Consider the following 17,518-nt stretch of genomic DNA (forward strand, 5'->3'; position numbering starts at 1 on the left):
TCAACTACCTCACATGACCCGAGGGCAGTTTGAGGATGCGCACTTGTTCACCTGCTGGAATACCTTTTTTCTCAGGTGGAATAACAATCAGACAATCACTATCCTTAATGGTAATCATCACGCTGGATTCATCTACACGGGCAGCAGCGGGTTTCGCGTACACCATGCCGTTGCGGATTGCAGTGCGTCCACGTACGAATCGTGTAAAATTGTTTACTTTGGTGTAGCCTTCTTCCAAAATCGCAGTCCATTCTTCCAAATAAGGATGGGCATCCGCTTGCATGGAACGAATGGTAGGACGAACAAATAGACCAAAACCCACAAAACAAGCACCCGGATTACCCGAAAGCGCAAAAAGCAATTTGTCTTTGTACACAGCTGCTGTGGTTACACTGCCTGGTCGCATCGTCACTTTGTTAAACAACATCTCCACATGTTCTTCCAGAACAAGTTCCCCCATAATATCATAATCCCCGACGGATACACCGCCTGTGGTCACTACGATATCATTATCTTGAATGGCTTCTTCCAGTTTGGCCCTGGCTGTATTCACATCGTCTGCAATGGAACCGTACATCACCGGCTCTCCTCCCGCTTCTACGACCAATGAACGCAGCATGTAACTATTGCTGTTTCGAATCCGACCTGGTTGCAGGGGCTCGTCTACATCAAGCAATTCCGTGCCTGTTGCGAATATCGCTACCTTAGGACGTTGAAATACGGGGACTTCTGCAATGCCAAAAGTAGCCAACACCGACTGCTCTCCCGCTCTGATGATCGTTCCTGCTTCAAGCAGTTGCTGACCCTCCTGAACTTCCAGTCCAATGGGTGTAATATTAGCACCAGACATTATCTGGCGTTTCAATGCAATCCACTGTTCTCCGTTCTCTTCTTTGCTCTCGGTCATCTCCATCATGACCACCGCATCCGCACCCTCTGGAACCTGTGCACCCGTCATGATGCGAGCAGTCGTACCTGATACGATGGTGTGGTCCGAGGTATATCCACAGGGAATTTCGTCAATTACACGAAACCAGATTTGTTGCTCACTTGATGCATCTGTAGTATCTGTGCTTATAATCGCAAAGCCATCCATGCCCGATCTTCGGAAGAACGGATACGGGTGAGGTGCCTGAATAGTCTTCGCAAGTGTACGTCCATGGGCAGATTCAAGGCGAACTTTCTCTATGGGACCCGAAGTCACGCGTGCAGCTATTTTGGCTTGGGCATCCGGTACCTGTACAGCTGTACGATTGAACTTGGCAGTTGTCATATCATGTGAATGTGAGTTCAGTTTCAAAAGTATTCTTACCTCCTAGGGACATCTTATCGTTTAAGAAAGTGTAGCCCGAAAGCTGCTCGATGACAAGTACATCGCTCACTGACTCCTGTCACAAGATTCTAATTCTTACGGATGCAGCAGTTCCAAGGCCTACATCCAACATGAAAGCCAGCGCATATGCTCATAATATCATTGATACAAGGAGGCGAGGACCATGAGTGACCAATGTGAGTTATGCGGAAGAGAACCTGTAGACACGACCATCCATCATCTGACACCCAAAGAAATGGGCGGAACATTCCTGCCAACAGCCAACCTGTGCATTCCCTGTCACAAACAGATTCATTCGCTATACACCAATCGCGACATTGTAACCCTTGGTCTCACTGACCTCCAATCCTTGAGAAAAGATGAACGAATGATTCCATTTATCCGCTGGATTCGCAAACAGCCTGCTTCAACGATTCCCCGCGTACGCAAGTCCAATCATGTTCGCAAATCGTAAACCAAAAAGAACAGCTCCAAGGTAATGTGCAGGCAGAGGTGAATCCGCCTTCCCTTGTCACTGTTCTTAAAATGAACTTCGTTTAGCAGCCACGCTTATGATTAGATGCTATTATCTTCGCCTCTTAATTCGGCCGCCGCCCACTCTGGTTTTCGGTTTTTTGTAGGATTTCTTAGGCGAATCAAACAACCCACCACTGCTCTTGTTGCGATCAATGGTTCCCTTGCTCTGATCTTTGTTCCGATTGAATAATCCGCCGCCAGATCCCACGCTAGAATCTTTATCGCTTCCGCGCCTTGTAATCGTACCTTTCCGATCCACAGTAATGGGTGGAGCAACTTTCTTGTCATTACTCGTTGGTGTACGGTAAGATCCTGCACTCGGTTTATACGTATCTTTATTGGTATATCCCCGATATTTACCATACCCCCGCCCGCCAAAAGAATCGAACAGATTACCAATTAACGTAGCGGTCAGATAACCCTGTAAAAAAGATGAATCGTAGTTCTGTCGAACATATTCCTTTGAGTCCACCTCAACCAAGGTATCCTCCGGTTTGTTCGGATCTTGTTGCAGATGATAATAATCGTCCTGGTACACCAGGAACATACGCTCTGTGTTCTCTGCCGAGATCTGATCCGGTTGTCTTTGCTCAGACAATTCCTGAGCCACTTCCGGAACCGTACGGTCCGAAGCCCGGTACACATAGGACGTTGAGTTACCACTGCCACTAACCGATTCAAGCGGATATGTGTCCTGAACAGAAGGTGCTCCGCACGCGGACAACAGAGACATCACAAGGCTGAGGACCAGCATTAATTTTAATCCATGTGCCAAGCGTTTTTTCATTGGAACCTCTCCTAGCTCGAACGAATCACTTTGATATCAGCAGGAAGAATGGACTCACCCTCATACAGTGTAAATCTTCTGTCTTGCCACTCCACGCGAAGAAGCATATTATCATCAGACTGATACTGCCATACCAATTGTTCTCCAGCCTGGCCATAGGGAGTTCTGCCTGCCGTGGATACCATGCCTCCATATTCTTCCTCCAGATGATATGCACGGCCATCCAGGTCGAGTAATGTAGGCACCTCATCAGGTGCATCAAGCCTGCCGTCAATCGGTGTGTATAAGGCATAACGGGTGATTTCCCGTTCTTCAATATGCAAATATCGAAAAGCGGTACCATCCTGCAGCGTAAGCACAACTGCATTTCGAGCGCGATTTTGTACCCGACCAACGACTTCATAAGTGACGAGAGAAACCTCACAGATATCACCAGGTGCAAGCTGTAGCATGGTTTTCTCTGCCTGCGGCGGTTCAGGTTTCGTTAGTATTCCTTTAATACGTTTCCATACACTCATGATAATTACTCCTGTTCCTTATCTTATAAACAAGCTGCAATAATCAGTGCGCCCACGATATGTAAAGCGCCAGAGAACAACCCGTATCCTGTCTTCCCTTGCTGAATTCCGGTATCCAGATCCAGAGTGGCCCATTTGCGAATCATAAAGTGTACGACACTCTCCAGAATCAACAAAATGATAAAGGATACAACGGAGACCAACAGTGCTTCTCCCAGGTGACCAGCCGTAGAAATGGACGTAGCCAGAACATACCCTTGCGCAAATAATTTCATCACCATACGTGTAGTAACAGCCATATTGCCAGCCTTAACTTCAGCAAAATCCTTATATTTCGTAAACAGTGAATCAACATACATCAAAACAAACAGCAAAACCGCACCAGATCCGGTCCAGACCAGCATCGCCAAAATGTTCAAATCCATTTACACAGCCCCCACATATCAACATGAACCGCATTTAAAAGCGAAGGAGAAACACTCTTCTCCTCCGCTGGTTAACCCTGCTGACAACCAAGGTGTTAGTTCTTATTATCGTACTGTTTCATCAATGCTGCCAGTTCGTCTTCAACAGCCTTGTCTTTACCCAGCTTCTCGAACTCTTCATCAAGCGACTTGCCTTTGGATGACATCTCGTTGCTTGCTTCAGCTTGTGCTTCCATTTGCATCATTTTCTCTTCCATTCGCTTCATGCCGGCACTTGCCGTATCCGAGCCAAATCCATTCAACGCTTTGTTGATTTCCGTTTGGGCTTTTGCTGCATTGTAGCGGGCTACCAATGTTTCACGTTTGTTCTTCATTTGAGTCAACTGCTTACGCATCTCGTCGAGCTTGCCACGCAGGTTATCTGCAGAAGCCTTGTTCTGATCATAGCTGGTTTTGTACTCAGCCATCTTCTCTTCAGCAACCTTTTTCTCTTCAAGAGCCCGGCGAGCCAGGTCCAGGTTCTGAGCACGTGCCGCCGTGTGCGCCTGTTCTTCACGTTTCTTCACAAGCGCTTCCTGCTCTTCGAACAACTGCTTGAATTTCTTCTCAATGGCGATCTGTGCGGCTACTGCTTTCTCCGCATCCTCCAGATCCTCTTGCATGTCACGGATATATTGGTCCGTCATCTTGATTGGATCTTCTGCCTTGTCAATAATGGCATTAATGTTAGACATCGTTAAATCACGCAATCGTTTGAAAATGGACATTATGGTATTCCTCCTAGTCGATATTACATCGTATATAATTATACATACGTAAGAATCTACATCTCGTTTCAATTTTAGCAAATAAAATCAAAACATGCGATTGCTCTTACGTCAGGAAGATTGTTTATCCTTATTCAGATGATCCTCCATCAACCTCTCTGCAGTCTGCACGATTTCGTCGATCTGCATCCGTGTAATGGAATCAAAATGGATACCCATAATTACCGTAACGGTTACTTTCAGCTGCAGGGCAGCTTTTCGGGCAAGCCGTTCACAGAGCTCTTGTTCCTTATGACCCGGAATATGTACCGTAGTCCCACTAACCCGCTCATGATCGACATAGAACGTGGCTACAGCGCCAATATGCGCCTTTCCTCCGGTAACGAGAAAAACCTTATCCTCTCCTGCTTCAATCACCTGTAAACGTATCGATTTCAAATCATATGTACTCATAGCCATCCACCTATCCTTCTCTATATGTTATATATGGAGGAATTATGGCTTTCATGAGCTACATCGGCAATGAAAATTCTCACACTACGCATAACTTATGGATACCCCGGGCATACCAAAGAGAACGTCATTTTGGAAAAGGAGGCCGTTATTATGCGCGTACGCCTCATTATGCTGATGGTTATCGTTATTTTTCTCGGAGGGTATCATGCTCCAGTTGTTTCATCGCGGGATGCTTCAAGCCCGCCAAGTGAGTCGGTATCAGGTTCAGATTCCGCGGAACAAGAACAACTGACATTGGGACAATTACGTCAAAAATATGCCGATACGTTCAAAACCAATGGTCCTTCAACCAAACAGGTTGCACTGACTTTTGATGATGTGCCCGATCCACGATTTACTCCGCAGGTGCTGGATGTATTGAAAAAATACAAAGTCAGAGCTACCTTCTTCATCGTGGGTAGTCGTGCTGAGAAACATCCGGATCTGGTAAAACGCATGGTTAAGGAAGGACATATCGTTGGCAATCACAGCTATAATCATCCGGAATTCGGTAAGCTGTCGATGAATGCCTTTCGCAAACAAATTTTACATACCGGCGATATTATTCACCACCTCACGGGATATACCCCCAAAATGATACGGCCACCTTATGGTGACATTAATGAGGAACAGCTGAAATGGGCTGCCAGACAGCATTATAGCATTGTGAACTGGAATGTGGATTCGTTGGACTGGAAAGGCCTCTCCAAGGAAAAGGTGAAAGATAATATCCTATCTGCCGTGAAACCTGGTTCCATCGTTCTGCAGCATGCAGGAGGCGGTGTGGGCTCTAACCTGAACGGCACGATTGAGGCTCTGCCCGAAGTCATTGAGGAACTGCGTCACCGCGGATATGAACTGGTCACGTTGGACGAAATGTTGGGATTGCCTAAGGCCAAAGATTAGAATGTCCATGATCCGTGTCAAGAAATGATTACGAATGTTAAAAGGGTGCCTGTTCAATCGCAAGTTAGCGACTGCCAGACACCCTGTTTGAATTCATTAGATGTAATTACTTGCTACTTCAGAATGTACAGCTCGATATCCTGAAAACCAAATGTGCTTACGGACTGCTTGCTACCCGGAATGAAGATATCAATTCGGTGACCCTTGATTGCTCCACCCACATCACGTGCTGTGGCTACAAAAGCCTGTTTGGGCAATCCTGGATGGCTGTGACCTGTGACCAATACTTTGGTTCCGAGCGGAATCACACTTGGATCAACTGCAATCGTACCCAGTTCAAGATCATTGCCGAAGTAATCCACAGGACCCCATCCTCCATTTTCGGACGGATCTGCAGAGTATGCCGTTGCTTTCACATTCACTGCTTTACTGTAATCAAACGTTTTGCCCCAGGCTTGAACCACTTTGTTATCTGCGTTAACGTCCAAGCTTGCTGTGGTAACCGTCTTCGCTTGAGCCTTGCTTTCCGTAGCGGCAGCAGCAACTTTGTTTGCTTTGCCGGGGATTGTAATTTTCAAACCACCATAAATGTTGTAAGGCGAAATGTCGTTATTTGCTTTAACCAACGTGTTAAGTGCTACTCCATATTGTTTCGATAAGGTGTAGAAGGTATCCCCCTCTTTGGCCACATGAACTGAATCTGCGTGAGCCGGAACGGCTTGAATAAGCATTGCTGTTGTCAATAATGCTACTGCTGTTTTGGCTATACGTTTCTTGTTAATCATGGTCTTCCTCCCTCATTGTGCCTGCGAAGTTAGTTGTCGGATTCGGATGAGGAGCCCACCCTATAGGTTCTTCGTTACATTTGGAATCATTATGTACCCCTAATTCACCCCAAGCAGTGTGCCGTATATCTTCCCCCTGCACGATCTGCATTGTTACATCCCCCGCACTCCCTGTCCGGAAGTTTCGGCAGAGTTCAATATATCACAATTTTGTAACCTGAACTTGTAGTAATTCTTACCAAATAATTTTCTGCACGTCATCATCTGTAAGAATACTGGATAATTTCGAGATGTTGGATACACCGATTCATAATATTAGGTAACAGAAAAGTTACTTTTCGATTTCATTAGTGGATATTACGCATAAAAAAATAGCGCTACCGACATAAAGTCAGTAACGCTATTTGATTCATGAATTTAGAGTACCTTAGCAAGAAAATCACGTGTTCGTGGATTTTTGGGTGCTCCGAACACCTCATCTGGTGTTCCTTCTTCCACAATAACCCCGCCATCCATGAACAGGATCCGGTCTCCCACTTCACGTGCAAAACCCATTTCATGCGTCACGATGACCATGGTCATCCCGCCTTCTGCAAGGCGTTTCATGACATCCAGCACTTCACCAACCATCTCGGGGTCCAGTGCCGAAGTAGGCTCGTCAAACAGCATGACATGCGGTTGCATGGCCAATGCTCTTGCAATGGCGATCCGCTGCTTCTGTCCACCGGACAGCTGATTCGGGAATGTATCTTTCTTATCGTACAAGCCCACAGTGTTAAGCAGATCAGCAGCAATTTTCTCTGCTTCCTGCGTGGATTGCTTCTTCACTTTGATTGGGGCAATTGTAATGTTTTGCTGCACCGTTTTGTGTGGGAACAGGTTAAAATGCTGGAACACCATCCCCATTTTTTCACGAGTCGCGTTAATGTTGTGCTTGGGGTCCGTTATTGAAACACCTTCAAAATCGATTTCACCTGATGTAGGTTGTTCCAAGAGGTTCAGGCAACGTAAGAATGTACTTTTACCTGAACCGGAAGGACCGATGACCACGACAACCTCGCCTTTGCCAATGGTCACGTTAATGCCCTTAAGCACATCGTTATTTCCATAAGATTTGTGTAATTGTCTAACGTCTATCACTTGCACTCAACTTCCTTTCCAGTCGTCCCAGCAGCTTGGACAAAATGAACGTCAATACAAAGTAAATGGCTGCCGCAATAACAAACGGACTCATTCCTTGGTACGTAATGTTTTTGACAACACTTGCCTGATACATAATGTCCACCATACCGATAACAGAGATAATGGAGGATTCCTTGATGATCGTTATGAATTCATTACCAATTGCCGGCAATACGGCCTTGAAAGCCTGTGGCAATATGATGTAACGCATGGCTGCACCTCTGCCCATTCCGAGGGAGCGAGCTGCTTCCAACTGGCCACGATCCACCCCTTGAATACCTGCTCGGAAAATTTCCGCAAGATAGGCACCACTATTGATGGAAAGTGTGATAATACCCGCTTGAAGGGGACTAAAATTAATACCAAATGTCAGGGCCAATCCGTAATAGATTATCATCAATTGCACTAGCATCGGAGTACCCCGAATGACTTCGACATATGCTGTTCCAATCCAACGCAGAATGGCTACATCATGCAGACGGAACAAACAGATGATCAGTCCGATGATAACCCCAAATATTACACCAAGTGCAGATAACAGGAGCGTGTATCCTACACCTGTTGCATAGAAGCTCTTGTATTGCCAGAACACTTCAATTATATTTTGTGATTTGTTCACTTTATCAGCCATCAGGAGACTGGCGTCTGTGACCATCTGTTCGATCTTATTTTCACTTTTCAATCGCTCGAGCGTTCCATTTACCGCACTTAGCAACTCTGTATTACCTTTACGGATTCCAATTGCTGCTTCTACCTGTTCTTCATCAGGAACAGCAGGAGCAAGTGCAATCACATCGTCCAGATATCCCGCAGCAACGGTATCTTCAACGATTGCTGCATTTATACGATTCGTTTGCAACTGCAACACAATATCAGAAATTTTATCGAGCGCAGTAAGCTTCGCTCCTGGGATATTCTGTCCAATCGTCTCTTGAATGGAACCCTTCTGAACCCCTATTTTTTCATTCTCCAGTTCTGCCATCGTCGGATATTTGTCTTTATCCGCACTGCGAACCATGATTACTTGTTTGGACTTGTAATAGGTGTCGGAAAAATCAATACTTTGCTTCCGCTCATCGGTTGGTGTCATGCCCGAGATGACCAGATCCACACGACCGCTCTGCAATGCAGGCAGGAGTCCGTCGAAGCCCATATCTTCAATGACAAGCTCAGCGCCAAGGTCTTTGGCAATTTCTTTGGCAATGGCAATATCAAAACCAACGATTTGATCTTTGCCATCGATCACTTTATGGAATTCATAGGGTGCAAAATCGGCACTTGTACCGAGCACCAGCTTTTTACTGCTTGAATTGTCTGTAGTCCCACTTGCAAGTGCCACAGGAACGGCAGTCGTCAGCAGAACGACAAAGGTCAACAGCATCATAGTGTAACGACTTATCAATTTCAACCTTGTTCTCTCCCCTTACAATACTTTGTATGCTTCTCATGTTGATGACTGAGTCATTATAAAGTACAATGCATGATTATGCAATGCATTTTGACATTACAAATCTTGACTTGTTTCTGAAAAAATGAAGCAAACATGATATAATCAATGAATTATTTTCATTTTTGCATAAGGAGTTTACTAATGACATCTAACAAATCACAGATCCAGACGGTTATTGATCAATATGCTTCCCGTTTTAAAGCCATTTCATCATATATCGGTGCCAACCCCGAACTGGGAAATGAAGAGTTCCTTGCTTCTGCTCGTCTAAAAGAAGAACTGGTCTATCACGGGTTCACTGTAGAGGCTCCAATCCTTGGACTAGACACAGCTTTTATTGGAACCTATTCTGCCGCCAAACCCGGCCCTACCATCGCATTACTGTGTGAGTATGACGCGTTGCCGGAGATCGGTCACGCTTGTGGTCACCATCTGATCTGCATGATGAGTCTTGGGGCTGCTGTTGGGCTAAAATCCATTCTGGATGAAGTCGGCGGAACAATTAAAGTGTTTGGGACACCCGCTGAGGAGACACGTGGTGCCAAAGTTCCTATGGCTGAAGCAGGTTTGTTCGATGACTGCGATGTCGCTCTGATGGCGCATCCATATTATGCCTATGAAAAATCAGGCAGTTCACTGGCTATTGATGCTGTACAATTTGAATTCCATGGCAGATCTTCACATGCTGCTGCAAGTCCACATGAAGGCATTAACGCACTTGATGCCGTTATTCAAACGTTCAATGGAATCAATGCATTCCGGCAACAAGTGAAAAGCACCGTTCGTATCCACGGTGTGATCAACAACGGGGGTCAAGCGGCAAACATCATTCCTGACTATGCTTCCGCTCAATTTTATGTACGTGCAGCAACCAGAAAAGAGCTGAATATCCTCACGGAACGTGTGATTCAGATCGCTGAAGGCTCTGCTCTCCAGACAGGCTGCAAGCTGGTGACGTCCAACTATGAAACGTCCTATGACGAGATGGTCACCAATGAAGCATTCTCAGCTGCTTTTAGTCAAAATCTGATGGAACTGGGCATCCCTCAAGAAGAGATTGTGAGTGGTAACGATCATGGCTCCATGGACATCGGTAACGTTTCCCTGAAATGTCCTGCCATCCATCCTTACATTCGTGTTGTAGACGAGGTGCACACACTGCACTCCATAGCCTTCCGTGATCTTGCACTCCAAGAGCGTGCCCTGGACGGGATGATTCTGGGAGCCAAGGCACTCGCTACAACAGCCTACGACGTCCTGAGCCAGCCGGAACTGCTTCAATCCATCCGTACTGAGTTCGAGCAAGCTATTCGTTAACATTTGTTTCAGCACGTTGCATAGGGGTACCCTGAGAGGGCTTGAATTTCAAGCTTGTTCCGGGTACCCCTTTTCGTAATAATCTGTAAGTATATCCAGTAAGAAGCTGGATATGCTATGAAAAAAAGCCTTGAAAACACTGAAAATAATACATTTTATTACAGTAAATATGGTTCATTTGCTGGCTAACTTGGTTATATATTGCTATAACTTATCCTATATTCAGGAGGTGCTGTCATGCTGCTCGAAGCCATGTATCATGTCCCTCGTGACAAGTGGGCTTACGCCTATAATTCGTCTACCATACATCTGCGCGTACGAACCAAGCGCAATGATGTGCAATACGTGACTGCACTGACCGGAGATAAGTACAATTGGAACGGAACCTACAAGGAAATTCAACTGGAGAAAGCTGCTTCCGATCACATGTTTGATTATTGGGAGGCTGCCGTCAAGCCACAATTCAAACGTCTCACCTATATTTTTCGGATAACCGCTGGTTCAGAGGATGTGTTTCTTGCGGATAATGGAATTCATTATGAGACCCCCTATCCCACCGGAGGATACTATGAGTTCTCTTATATACACGAGATCGATGTGTTTAAGGTGCCTGAATGGGCCAAAGAAGCCGTCTTTTATCAGATCATGACTGAACGATTTGCCAATGGAGATCCCAAACTGAATCCACAAGGAATACATGACTGGGGTGGCAAACCTGAGTTGGACAATTATTTTGGTGGAGATCTGCAAGGTGTGCTGGATCATCTGTATGACTTGACTGAACTTGGCGTGAACGCCATTTACTTTACCCCGTTATTTCAGGCTAATTCCTACCACAAATACGACACCATTGATTATAAAAAGGTAGACCCCCATTTCGGTGATAACGCCATGCTCAAACAAGTGACAGAAGAATGCCATCGCCTGGGTATACGTGTCATGCTTGACGCGGTGTTTAACCATTGCAGCGAAGACTTCCCTCCTTTTCAAGACGTACTCCAACATGGAAAAAACTCAAAGTATGCGGATTGGTTCCACATCAATGAATATCCGTTGCAGATTAAGGACGGTATACCTACCTACGATACGTTCGGGTTCTATGGCAACATGCCCAAATTCAATACAGCCAACCCAGAGGTTAAGGCCTATCTACTCGATGTGGCTGAGTACTGGATCAAGGAGATCAAGCTGGATGGCTGGCGACTGGATGTAGCGAATGAAGTGGACAACCATTTCTGGCGTGATTTCCGCAAGGTTGTTAAGGCTGCGAATCCTGAAGCTTATATTGTTGGTGAAGTATGGAGTGATTCCTTGACCTGGCTTATGGGAGATCAATTCGATTCCGTCATGAATTATCCTTTTGCCGACAAAGTGCTTCAGTTCTTCTGTGGTTCAATGGATGGGTATAATTTTGCCAACGAGATGGGTTCACTGATTATGCGCTATCCGCAACAAACCAACGAAGTAATCTTCAATATGCTCTGCAGCCATGATACCCCTCGCCTGCTCACCCGGTTAGGAGAAGACAAACGCCGATTAAAGTTATCGGTTGTATTTCTCTTCACCTATATTGGCACACCTTGTATCTTCTATGGAGATGAGGTTGGAATTAGTGGTGGTGCTGACCCGGATTGCCGAAAATGCATGGAATGGGACCCTGTTAAACAAGACAGAGAACTCTACGATTTCTATCGTCTGATGATCGATTTACGCAAAAGCAATGAAGCCCTGCGCAAAGGACGCTTCCGTTTCCTCAAAGCTGATCCTAACGATCCCTGTATCGTTTACGAACGTGTAGATGACAACCTCCACTTTACTGTATGGATGAATAATACTTCTCAAGATCGTACGCTCTCTCATCCCATGGAAACCAAAGACTGGAAGGATGCTTTAACGGAAGAGTCTGTGTATCCAACCGATGGCATGATGAATGTTAAGCTTGATCCCTACGGGTACCGGATTTTGTACAGGCAGCTTGATCCGGCGACCATTCATTTTAAAATCTAAGTCCAAGTGTGGTCATAACAAAAGAAAACACTTCTACCGCCTCAGATGAATGTAGTACGTTCATTTCTGAGTTTCGAAGTGTTTTTTTGCGTAAAAAAGCCACAGCATCATATGCCGTGGCTCATTGACAACTGCATCAATTTGCAGGTGCGAGTGTAATTCGACGGTAAATATCCATATATTCCTCAGCAGAAACATTCCAACTGTATTCTCCACTCATTGCATTTTTCACAATCTTCTTCCAGTGTTCTGGCTGTTTGTAGATCTCTTCCGCACGTCGAATGGTATTCATCATGTCATGCGCGTTAAAGCTTGTGAATGAGAAGCCATTTCCTTCACCGGTAAACTCGTTATATGCCTGCACAGTATCGTTTAGACCACCTGTTTCTCTTACAAGAGGCACACTGCCGTACCGTAGAGCCAGTAACTGACTAATGCCACACGGCTCGAATCTGGATGGCATCAGGAAGATATCACTGCCTGCATAGAACCGACGGGATAACCCATCGTTGAACTTGATCTGGGCAGACATTTTGAGTGGATAACGATTCGCGGCTTCACGGAACCAGTGTTCATAGGACTGCTCCCCTGTTCCAAGTACAGCGAATTGAATGTCATCATAATACAACAATTCATCCAGGATACGGCAGACCAGATCAAGTCCTTTAGAATCCACGAGCCTTGTGACCATGACCATAAGAGGTGCATCTGGTCGAACAGGCAATCCAAGTTCCTTTTGCAGCTCGATTTTGTTTTCCGTTTTCTTGGACAGACTTGTTCTGTATTTCACCGGGATTTTGGTGTCTGTAGCCGGGTTGTAGCTCTTGGTATCAATGCCATTTACAATCCCGCTGAATCGATCTCCAAGTGAACTGAGCAGTCCGTCCAGACCGTATCCGTAATAAGATGTTTTCACTTCCTGTGCGTAAGTTGGACTAACGGTTGTCACATGGTCAGCGTACACAATTCCAGCCTTCAGGAAGTTGACATTACCGTAATACTCGGCTCCATCCACTGTGAAATATCGATCGTCAAGCTCCAGGATTTCACTGAATAACTGATGCGGGAATACCCCTTGATACAACAAGTTATGTATGGTGAATACCGTTCGCATATCACTGTAGAATGAATCGTGTCTGTAGTGTGCTTCGAGCAGCAAAGGAATCATTCCTGCATGCCAGTCATGACTGTGCAGCACGTCAGGCTTGAACTCAATCTGTGGCAACACTTCGAGCACTGCACGGTTGAAGAAGGCGAAGCGCTCGCCATCATCCATATATCCGTACACCCCATCACGCCCAAAATAATACTCATTATCCACAAAATACACTGGAATCCCATCATGAACCAGCATTTCTATTCCACAATAAGGTCTCCGCCAGCCAAGAGGCACATCCGTTGTAATTACGGGCTGTAACGCGTCTTTATATTCATCGGGAATCCCCTTGTATTTAGGCATAATCACCCGAACATCTGCCCCGCTCTTCTTCAATGCAAGCGGGAGAGCACCGATTACGTCGGCAAGGCCTCCTGTTTTGATAAATGGATGTACTTCAGCAGCAGCAAATAGAATATTCATGCCTTTGTCCTCCTTTTCGGTTTAAGCGTATTACTTTCATTCTTATTCTTCGTTTTTGAACTGACGGAAGTTATACTCGCAGGCGATTCATCCGTTTTCCGACGCGTGTTCTTTTTTAGAATCACGATGCTCAGCGGAGGTAAAACCAATTCGAGACTATGTGGATGCCCATGAAAAGGAATCTTTTCGGTAGGTAGCTGCATATCATTAGTAATGCCTGAACCGCCGTAAACGGAATGGTCACTGTTCAGAACTTCGGTATACATACCGGGACGCATGACACCAATCCGGTAACGCTCCCGCTTGACCGGCTGAAAGTTAATGAGCACAAGGAGTGTATCCGCAGGTTTTTTTCCTTTGCGTACGTATGAAATGACGCTCTGGTCCTGATCATCCGGAGTAATCCATTCATAACCGTCCAAGGAATGATCAAGCTCCCACAAAGCTTTTTCACTCAAGTACAGGTTAGACAGTTCACGCTCAAACTTATGCAAATTGCGGTGACTGTCATAGTCCAGCAAGAACCAGTCCAGTTGATCCTCATCTTTCCATTCGATGAACTGGCCAAAGTCTCCACCCATAAACAACAGCTTTTTCCCTGGGAAAGTCATAAAATAGCCCAGAAAAGCACGCATGCCGGCAAATTTCTGCTCATAGGTTCCTGGCATCTTGTCGAGGAGCGACTTTTTGCCATGAACAACCTCGTCATGTGACAGAGGTAACACATAATTTTCAGCAAAGGAGTATACGACCGGGAAAGTCAGCAAATGATGTTTGGAAGGACGCTCATGAAAATCAGATTCCATGTAATCAAGCGTATCGTTCATCCAGCCCATGTTCCATTTGTAGTTGAAGCCCAGACCACCTTCATCTACAGGTAAAGTCACCATTGGCCATGCACTGGATTCTTCAGCCATCATCAATGCATAAGGGAAATACTTGAACACCGTCTCATTCAGCTGCTGCAAAAAAGCTACAGCTTCCTTGTTCTCAAGACCCCCTTCATCATTGGTTCGGTATTGTCCTGGCTGCTTCTCAAAATCAAGCCGAAGCATACTCGTAACCGCATCAACACGGAGTCCGTCAAAATGATACATCTCCATCCAATATAATGCATTGGAGATCAGAAATGAACGAATCTCAGGTTTTGAGTAGTCAAAGCTAAGTGTACCCCAGCCTGGCTTCTCTGCTAACATCGGGTCTGCATACTCATACAAAGGCGTACCATCAAACATACGCAATCCATGAGCGTCTTTGGCAAAATGCGCGGGCACCCAATCCAGCAGAACACCAATTCCAGCCTGATGTAGTGTATCCACCAGATACATCAGATCTTTGGGCTGTCCGTAACGGCTTGTTGGCGCGTAAAATCCAGTGTTTTGGTATCCCCACGAAAGGTCATAAGGATGCTCACTAAGAGGCATCATCTCAACATGGGTATATTTCATTTCTAATAAATAAGGAACGAGCAAGTCAGCCATCTCGCGGTAACTATAAAGGCTGCCATCTTCTTTGCGCTTCCAGGTTCCCATATGCATTTCATAAATATGTAGAGGTTTGTTATACAGCCCACGTTGTTTGCGTCTCCAAGCTCCATCATTCCATTTGTAACCTTCGATTGAACTGGTGACAGAGGCTGTCTGAGGTCGAACCTCCGCATGAAACGCATAAGGGTCCGCTTTGAGCAATTCTGTTCCATCTTCCGTTAATATACGGAACTTGTATAAAGTTCCTTCACTAATTTCCGGAAAAAAACGACTCCAAAATCCTGATTCGGGTATCTTATATAAAGGTTCCTTTTCGCCTTTCCATTCATTACGGTCCAGAGCCAATCCTACTTCTGCGGCATTTGGTGCCCACACGGTAAAGCGATACCCCTGACGGCCATCGCAGATCTCAGGCTGTGCGCCCAAAATTCGATAACTGTGATGAAGGTTACCTTCATGAAATAAATAAATATGCTCCGGCGATATGTCCGGGCGTGCCAACGGTTGAATGGCCAAGAGATCACCTTCTTCTCAAGAAAATAGATATAACAGTAACCATTACCCCATTCTAGCCAAGTTGAAAAGAAAAATGCGGTGCGTTAGAAAATGTTGTCTTTTTTCTGAATTTTTACAGTAACAATCGTTTCATCTGCTCTACTTTGCGTTAATGATGTACTACAATGCACAATATTTTGGGAGGGAAACGATTATGTTTAATAAAGATTGCATCGCTATGCTGTTGGCGGGAGGAGAAGGGAAGCGATTAGCCCCTTTAACCTCAAGTATCGCAAAACCCGCTGTACCGTTTGGCGGGCACTACCGGATCATCGATTTTCCTCTCAGTAACTGCGTAAACTCAGGGATCGATACTGTAGGAGTATTAACGCAGTACCAAGCGGAATCTTTGCATGATCACATTGGTCAAGGAGAACCATGGGGACATGGTGACTCAAGTCAGGCAGGAATTTCCTTACTTCCATCTTATCATACAGGAAATGACGAATACTTGGGAACGGCGGATGCTATTTATAAAAATATTGACTATATTGATCAGCAAAACCCCGAAAATGTTCTAATTTTGTCGGGTGATCATATTTATCATATGAATTATCGTGATATGTTGGAGGCTCACCAGGCCAACAATGCGGCAGCAACCATTTCGGTGATGGAAGTTCCGTGGGATGAAGCACATCGCTTCGGAATTATGGCTGCTGATGCGAATTTACGTGTAACCGAGTTTACCGAGAAACCAGCGGAACCAAAAAGTAATCTGGCTTCAATGGGTATTTACATGTTCAAGTGGGAGTATCTGAAACGGCATCTCTTGGAAGATGCAGCCAACCCTGAATCCAGCCATGACTTCGGCAAAGATGTTATTCCTCAAATGTTAAACGAGAATAATCCCCTCTTTGTCTATAACTTTAATGGTTATTGGAAAGATGTAGGCACGGTTAAGAGCCTTTGGGATGCACATATGGATTTGTTGCACAACGATGAAGACTGGAGTCTTCAAAAAGAGAACTGGCCGATGTTTACCCGCGACTGGCGCTCTAAGCCAAGTGCTTACAAGGCTAGACACGCGAAGATTGAACATGTGGCTTCCATGATTCACGACTCTTGTGCCATTGAAGGTCGTGCTGAACGTTCTGTCATCTTCTGCGGTGCTGAAGTAGGTAAGGGTTCAGAGGTAAAAGACAGTGTTGTTATGCCGAACGCACGCGTAGGTCGTGGAGTTCACATCGAGCGCGCCATCATTGGTGAAGGTGCGATCATTAAAGACGGTGCAATCGTTAAAGGTACGGCAGATGAAATTGTTGTCGTTGGTCCTAACGAGATTGTCTCTGCGAAACCGGCTGTCCGTACACAACCTGTTCGTATGTTGAAAGAAGCTTATGAAAAAAGTGGGCGCTTGCGCGCTGGTGAACTTTCTTCATAATCATATACCAAAAAAGGCGAGCCATTGT

At 45.4% G+C, this 17,518-nt stretch carries 16 protein-coding genes and 1 riboswitch; of the genes, 5 read left to right on the forward strand and 11 right to left on the reverse strand.

Annotated features, from left to right (window positions below; genetic code table 11):
• Positions 1-4: 4 nt before the first annotated feature.
• Positions 5-1,273 (reverse strand): molybdopterin molybdotransferase MoeA, encoded by a 1,269-nt coding sequence (locus WFI24_RS02845; RefSeq protein WP_336758772.1) that lies wholly within the window; start codon positions 1,271-1,273, stop codon positions 5-7.
• 223 nt (positions 1,274-1,496) lie between these two features.
• Between WFI24_RS02845 and WFI24_RS02850 the strand changes: the two genes are divergently transcribed.
• Entirely contained in the window at positions 1,497-1,787 is a 291-nt protein-coding gene (locus WFI24_RS02850; protein WP_336758596.1) for an HNH endonuclease, read from the forward strand.
• 111 nt (positions 1,788-1,898) lie between these two features.
• Here WFI24_RS02850 and WFI24_RS02855 read toward each other — a convergent pair whose 3' ends face one another.
• The 5 genes from WFI24_RS02855 to WFI24_RS02875 form a co-directional block, all read right to left on the reverse strand.
• Positions 1,899-2,636 (reverse strand): DUF4247 domain-containing protein, encoded by a 738-nt coding sequence (locus tag WFI24_RS02855; protein WP_145322015.1) that lies wholly within the window; start codon positions 2,634-2,636, stop codon positions 1,899-1,901.
• 11 nt (positions 2,637-2,647) lie between these two features.
• A complete protein-coding gene (locus tag WFI24_RS02860; protein ID WP_145322017.1) occupies positions 2,648-3,154 on the reverse strand; it encodes a DUF4178 domain-containing protein in 507 nt (168 codons plus the stop codon).
• Between the two features lie 23 nt (positions 3,155-3,177).
• Positions 3,178-3,579 (reverse strand): DUF350 domain-containing protein, encoded by a 402-nt coding sequence (locus WFI24_RS02865; protein WP_145322019.1) that lies wholly within the window; start codon positions 3,577-3,579, stop codon positions 3,178-3,180.
• 95 nt (positions 3,580-3,674) lie between these two features.
• The gene (locus WFI24_RS02870; protein ID WP_336758600.1) at positions 3,675-4,346 is read right to left on the reverse strand and encodes a PspA/IM30 family protein; all 672 of its coding nucleotides are present in this window, start codon (positions 4,344-4,346) and stop codon (positions 3,675-3,677) included.
• 111 nt (positions 4,347-4,457) lie between these two features.
• On the reverse strand, positions 4,458-4,799 hold the full coding sequence (locus WFI24_RS02875; protein WP_145322023.1) for a prenylated flavin chaperone LpdD: 342 nt from the start codon (positions 4,797-4,799) through the stop codon (positions 4,458-4,460).
• Positions 4,800-4,952: 153 nt separating this feature from the next.
• On the opposite strand from WFI24_RS02875, the gene WFI24_RS02880 reads away from it, so the two are divergent.
• The gene (locus tag WFI24_RS02880) at positions 4,953-5,747 is read left to right on the forward strand and encodes a polysaccharide deacetylase family protein (protein ID WP_336758603.1); all 795 of its coding nucleotides are present in this window, start codon (positions 4,953-4,955) and stop codon (positions 5,745-5,747) included.
• A gap of 113 nt (positions 5,748-5,860) precedes the next feature.
• On the opposite strand, the gene WFI24_RS02885 is transcribed toward WFI24_RS02880, so the two are convergent.
• The 3 genes from WFI24_RS02885 to WFI24_RS02895 all read right to left on the reverse strand — a co-directional run bounded on the left by WFI24_RS02885 (position 5,861) and on the right by WFI24_RS02895 (position 9,095).
• Entirely contained in the window at positions 5,861-6,532 is a 672-nt protein-coding gene (locus WFI24_RS02885) for a 3D domain-containing protein (protein ID WP_336758605.1), read from the reverse strand.
• A 2-nt stretch (positions 6,533-6,534) separates the two neighbouring features.
• Positions 6,535-6,732: riboswitch (cyclic di-AMP (ydaO/yuaA leader) on the reverse strand.
• Positions 6,733-6,949: 217 nt separating this feature from the next.
• The gene (locus WFI24_RS02890; protein WP_336758607.1) at positions 6,950-7,672 is read right to left on the reverse strand and encodes an amino acid ABC transporter ATP-binding protein; all 723 of its coding nucleotides are present in this window, start codon (positions 7,670-7,672) and stop codon (positions 6,950-6,952) included.
• Positions 7,659-9,095 carry an ABC transporter substrate-binding protein/permease gene (locus WFI24_RS02895; protein WP_442956191.1) on the reverse strand — a complete coding sequence of 479 codons (1,437 nt, stop codon included), beginning with the start codon at positions 9,093-9,095 and terminating at the stop codon, positions 7,659-7,661. The genes WFI24_RS02890 and WFI24_RS02895 overlap by 14 nt, the downstream gene beginning before the upstream one ends.
• A 210-nt stretch (positions 9,096-9,305) precedes the next feature.
• Between WFI24_RS02895 and WFI24_RS02900 the strand changes: the two genes are divergently transcribed.
• Positions 9,306-10,481, forward strand: a complete 1,176-nt coding sequence (locus WFI24_RS02900; protein WP_336758611.1) for a M20 family metallopeptidase — start codon at positions 9,306-9,308, stop codon at positions 10,479-10,481.
• Positions 10,482-10,718: 237 nt separating this feature from the next.
• Positions 10,719-12,488 carry an alpha-glycosidase gene (locus tag WFI24_RS02905; protein WP_336758613.1) on the forward strand — a complete coding sequence of 590 codons (1,770 nt, stop codon included), beginning with the start codon at positions 10,719-10,721 and terminating at the stop codon, positions 12,486-12,488.
• Positions 12,489-12,624: 136 nt separating this feature from the next.
• On the opposite strand, the gene glgA is transcribed toward WFI24_RS02905, so the two are convergent.
• Together glgA and glgB are read right to left on the reverse strand one after the other, a co-directional pair.
• A complete protein-coding gene (glgA, locus tag WFI24_RS02910; protein WP_336758615.1) occupies positions 12,625-14,067 on the reverse strand; it encodes a glycogen synthase GlgA in 1,443 nt (480 codons plus the stop codon).
• Positions 14,064-16,070 carry a 1,4-alpha-glucan branching protein GlgB gene (gene glgB / locus WFI24_RS02915; RefSeq protein WP_336758617.1) on the reverse strand — a complete coding sequence of 669 codons (2,007 nt, stop codon included), beginning with the start codon at positions 16,068-16,070 and terminating at the stop codon, positions 14,064-14,066. Before glgB ends, glgA begins: the two co-directional genes overlap by 4 nt.
• 193 nt (positions 16,071-16,263) lie before the next feature.
• On the opposite strand from glgB, the gene WFI24_RS02920 reads away from it, so the two are divergent.
• A complete protein-coding gene (locus WFI24_RS02920) occupies positions 16,264-17,490 on the forward strand; it encodes a glucose-1-phosphate adenylyltransferase (RefSeq protein WP_336758618.1) in 1,227 nt (408 codons plus the stop codon).
• Positions 17,491-17,518 lie beyond the last annotated feature (28 nt).

The sequence above is a fragment of the Paenibacillus sp. USHLN196 genome, from assembly GCF_037144955.1.
In the GTDB taxonomy this organism is placed as follows: domain Bacteria; phylum Bacillota; class Bacilli; order Paenibacillales; family Paenibacillaceae; genus Paenibacillus; species Paenibacillus xylanexedens_C.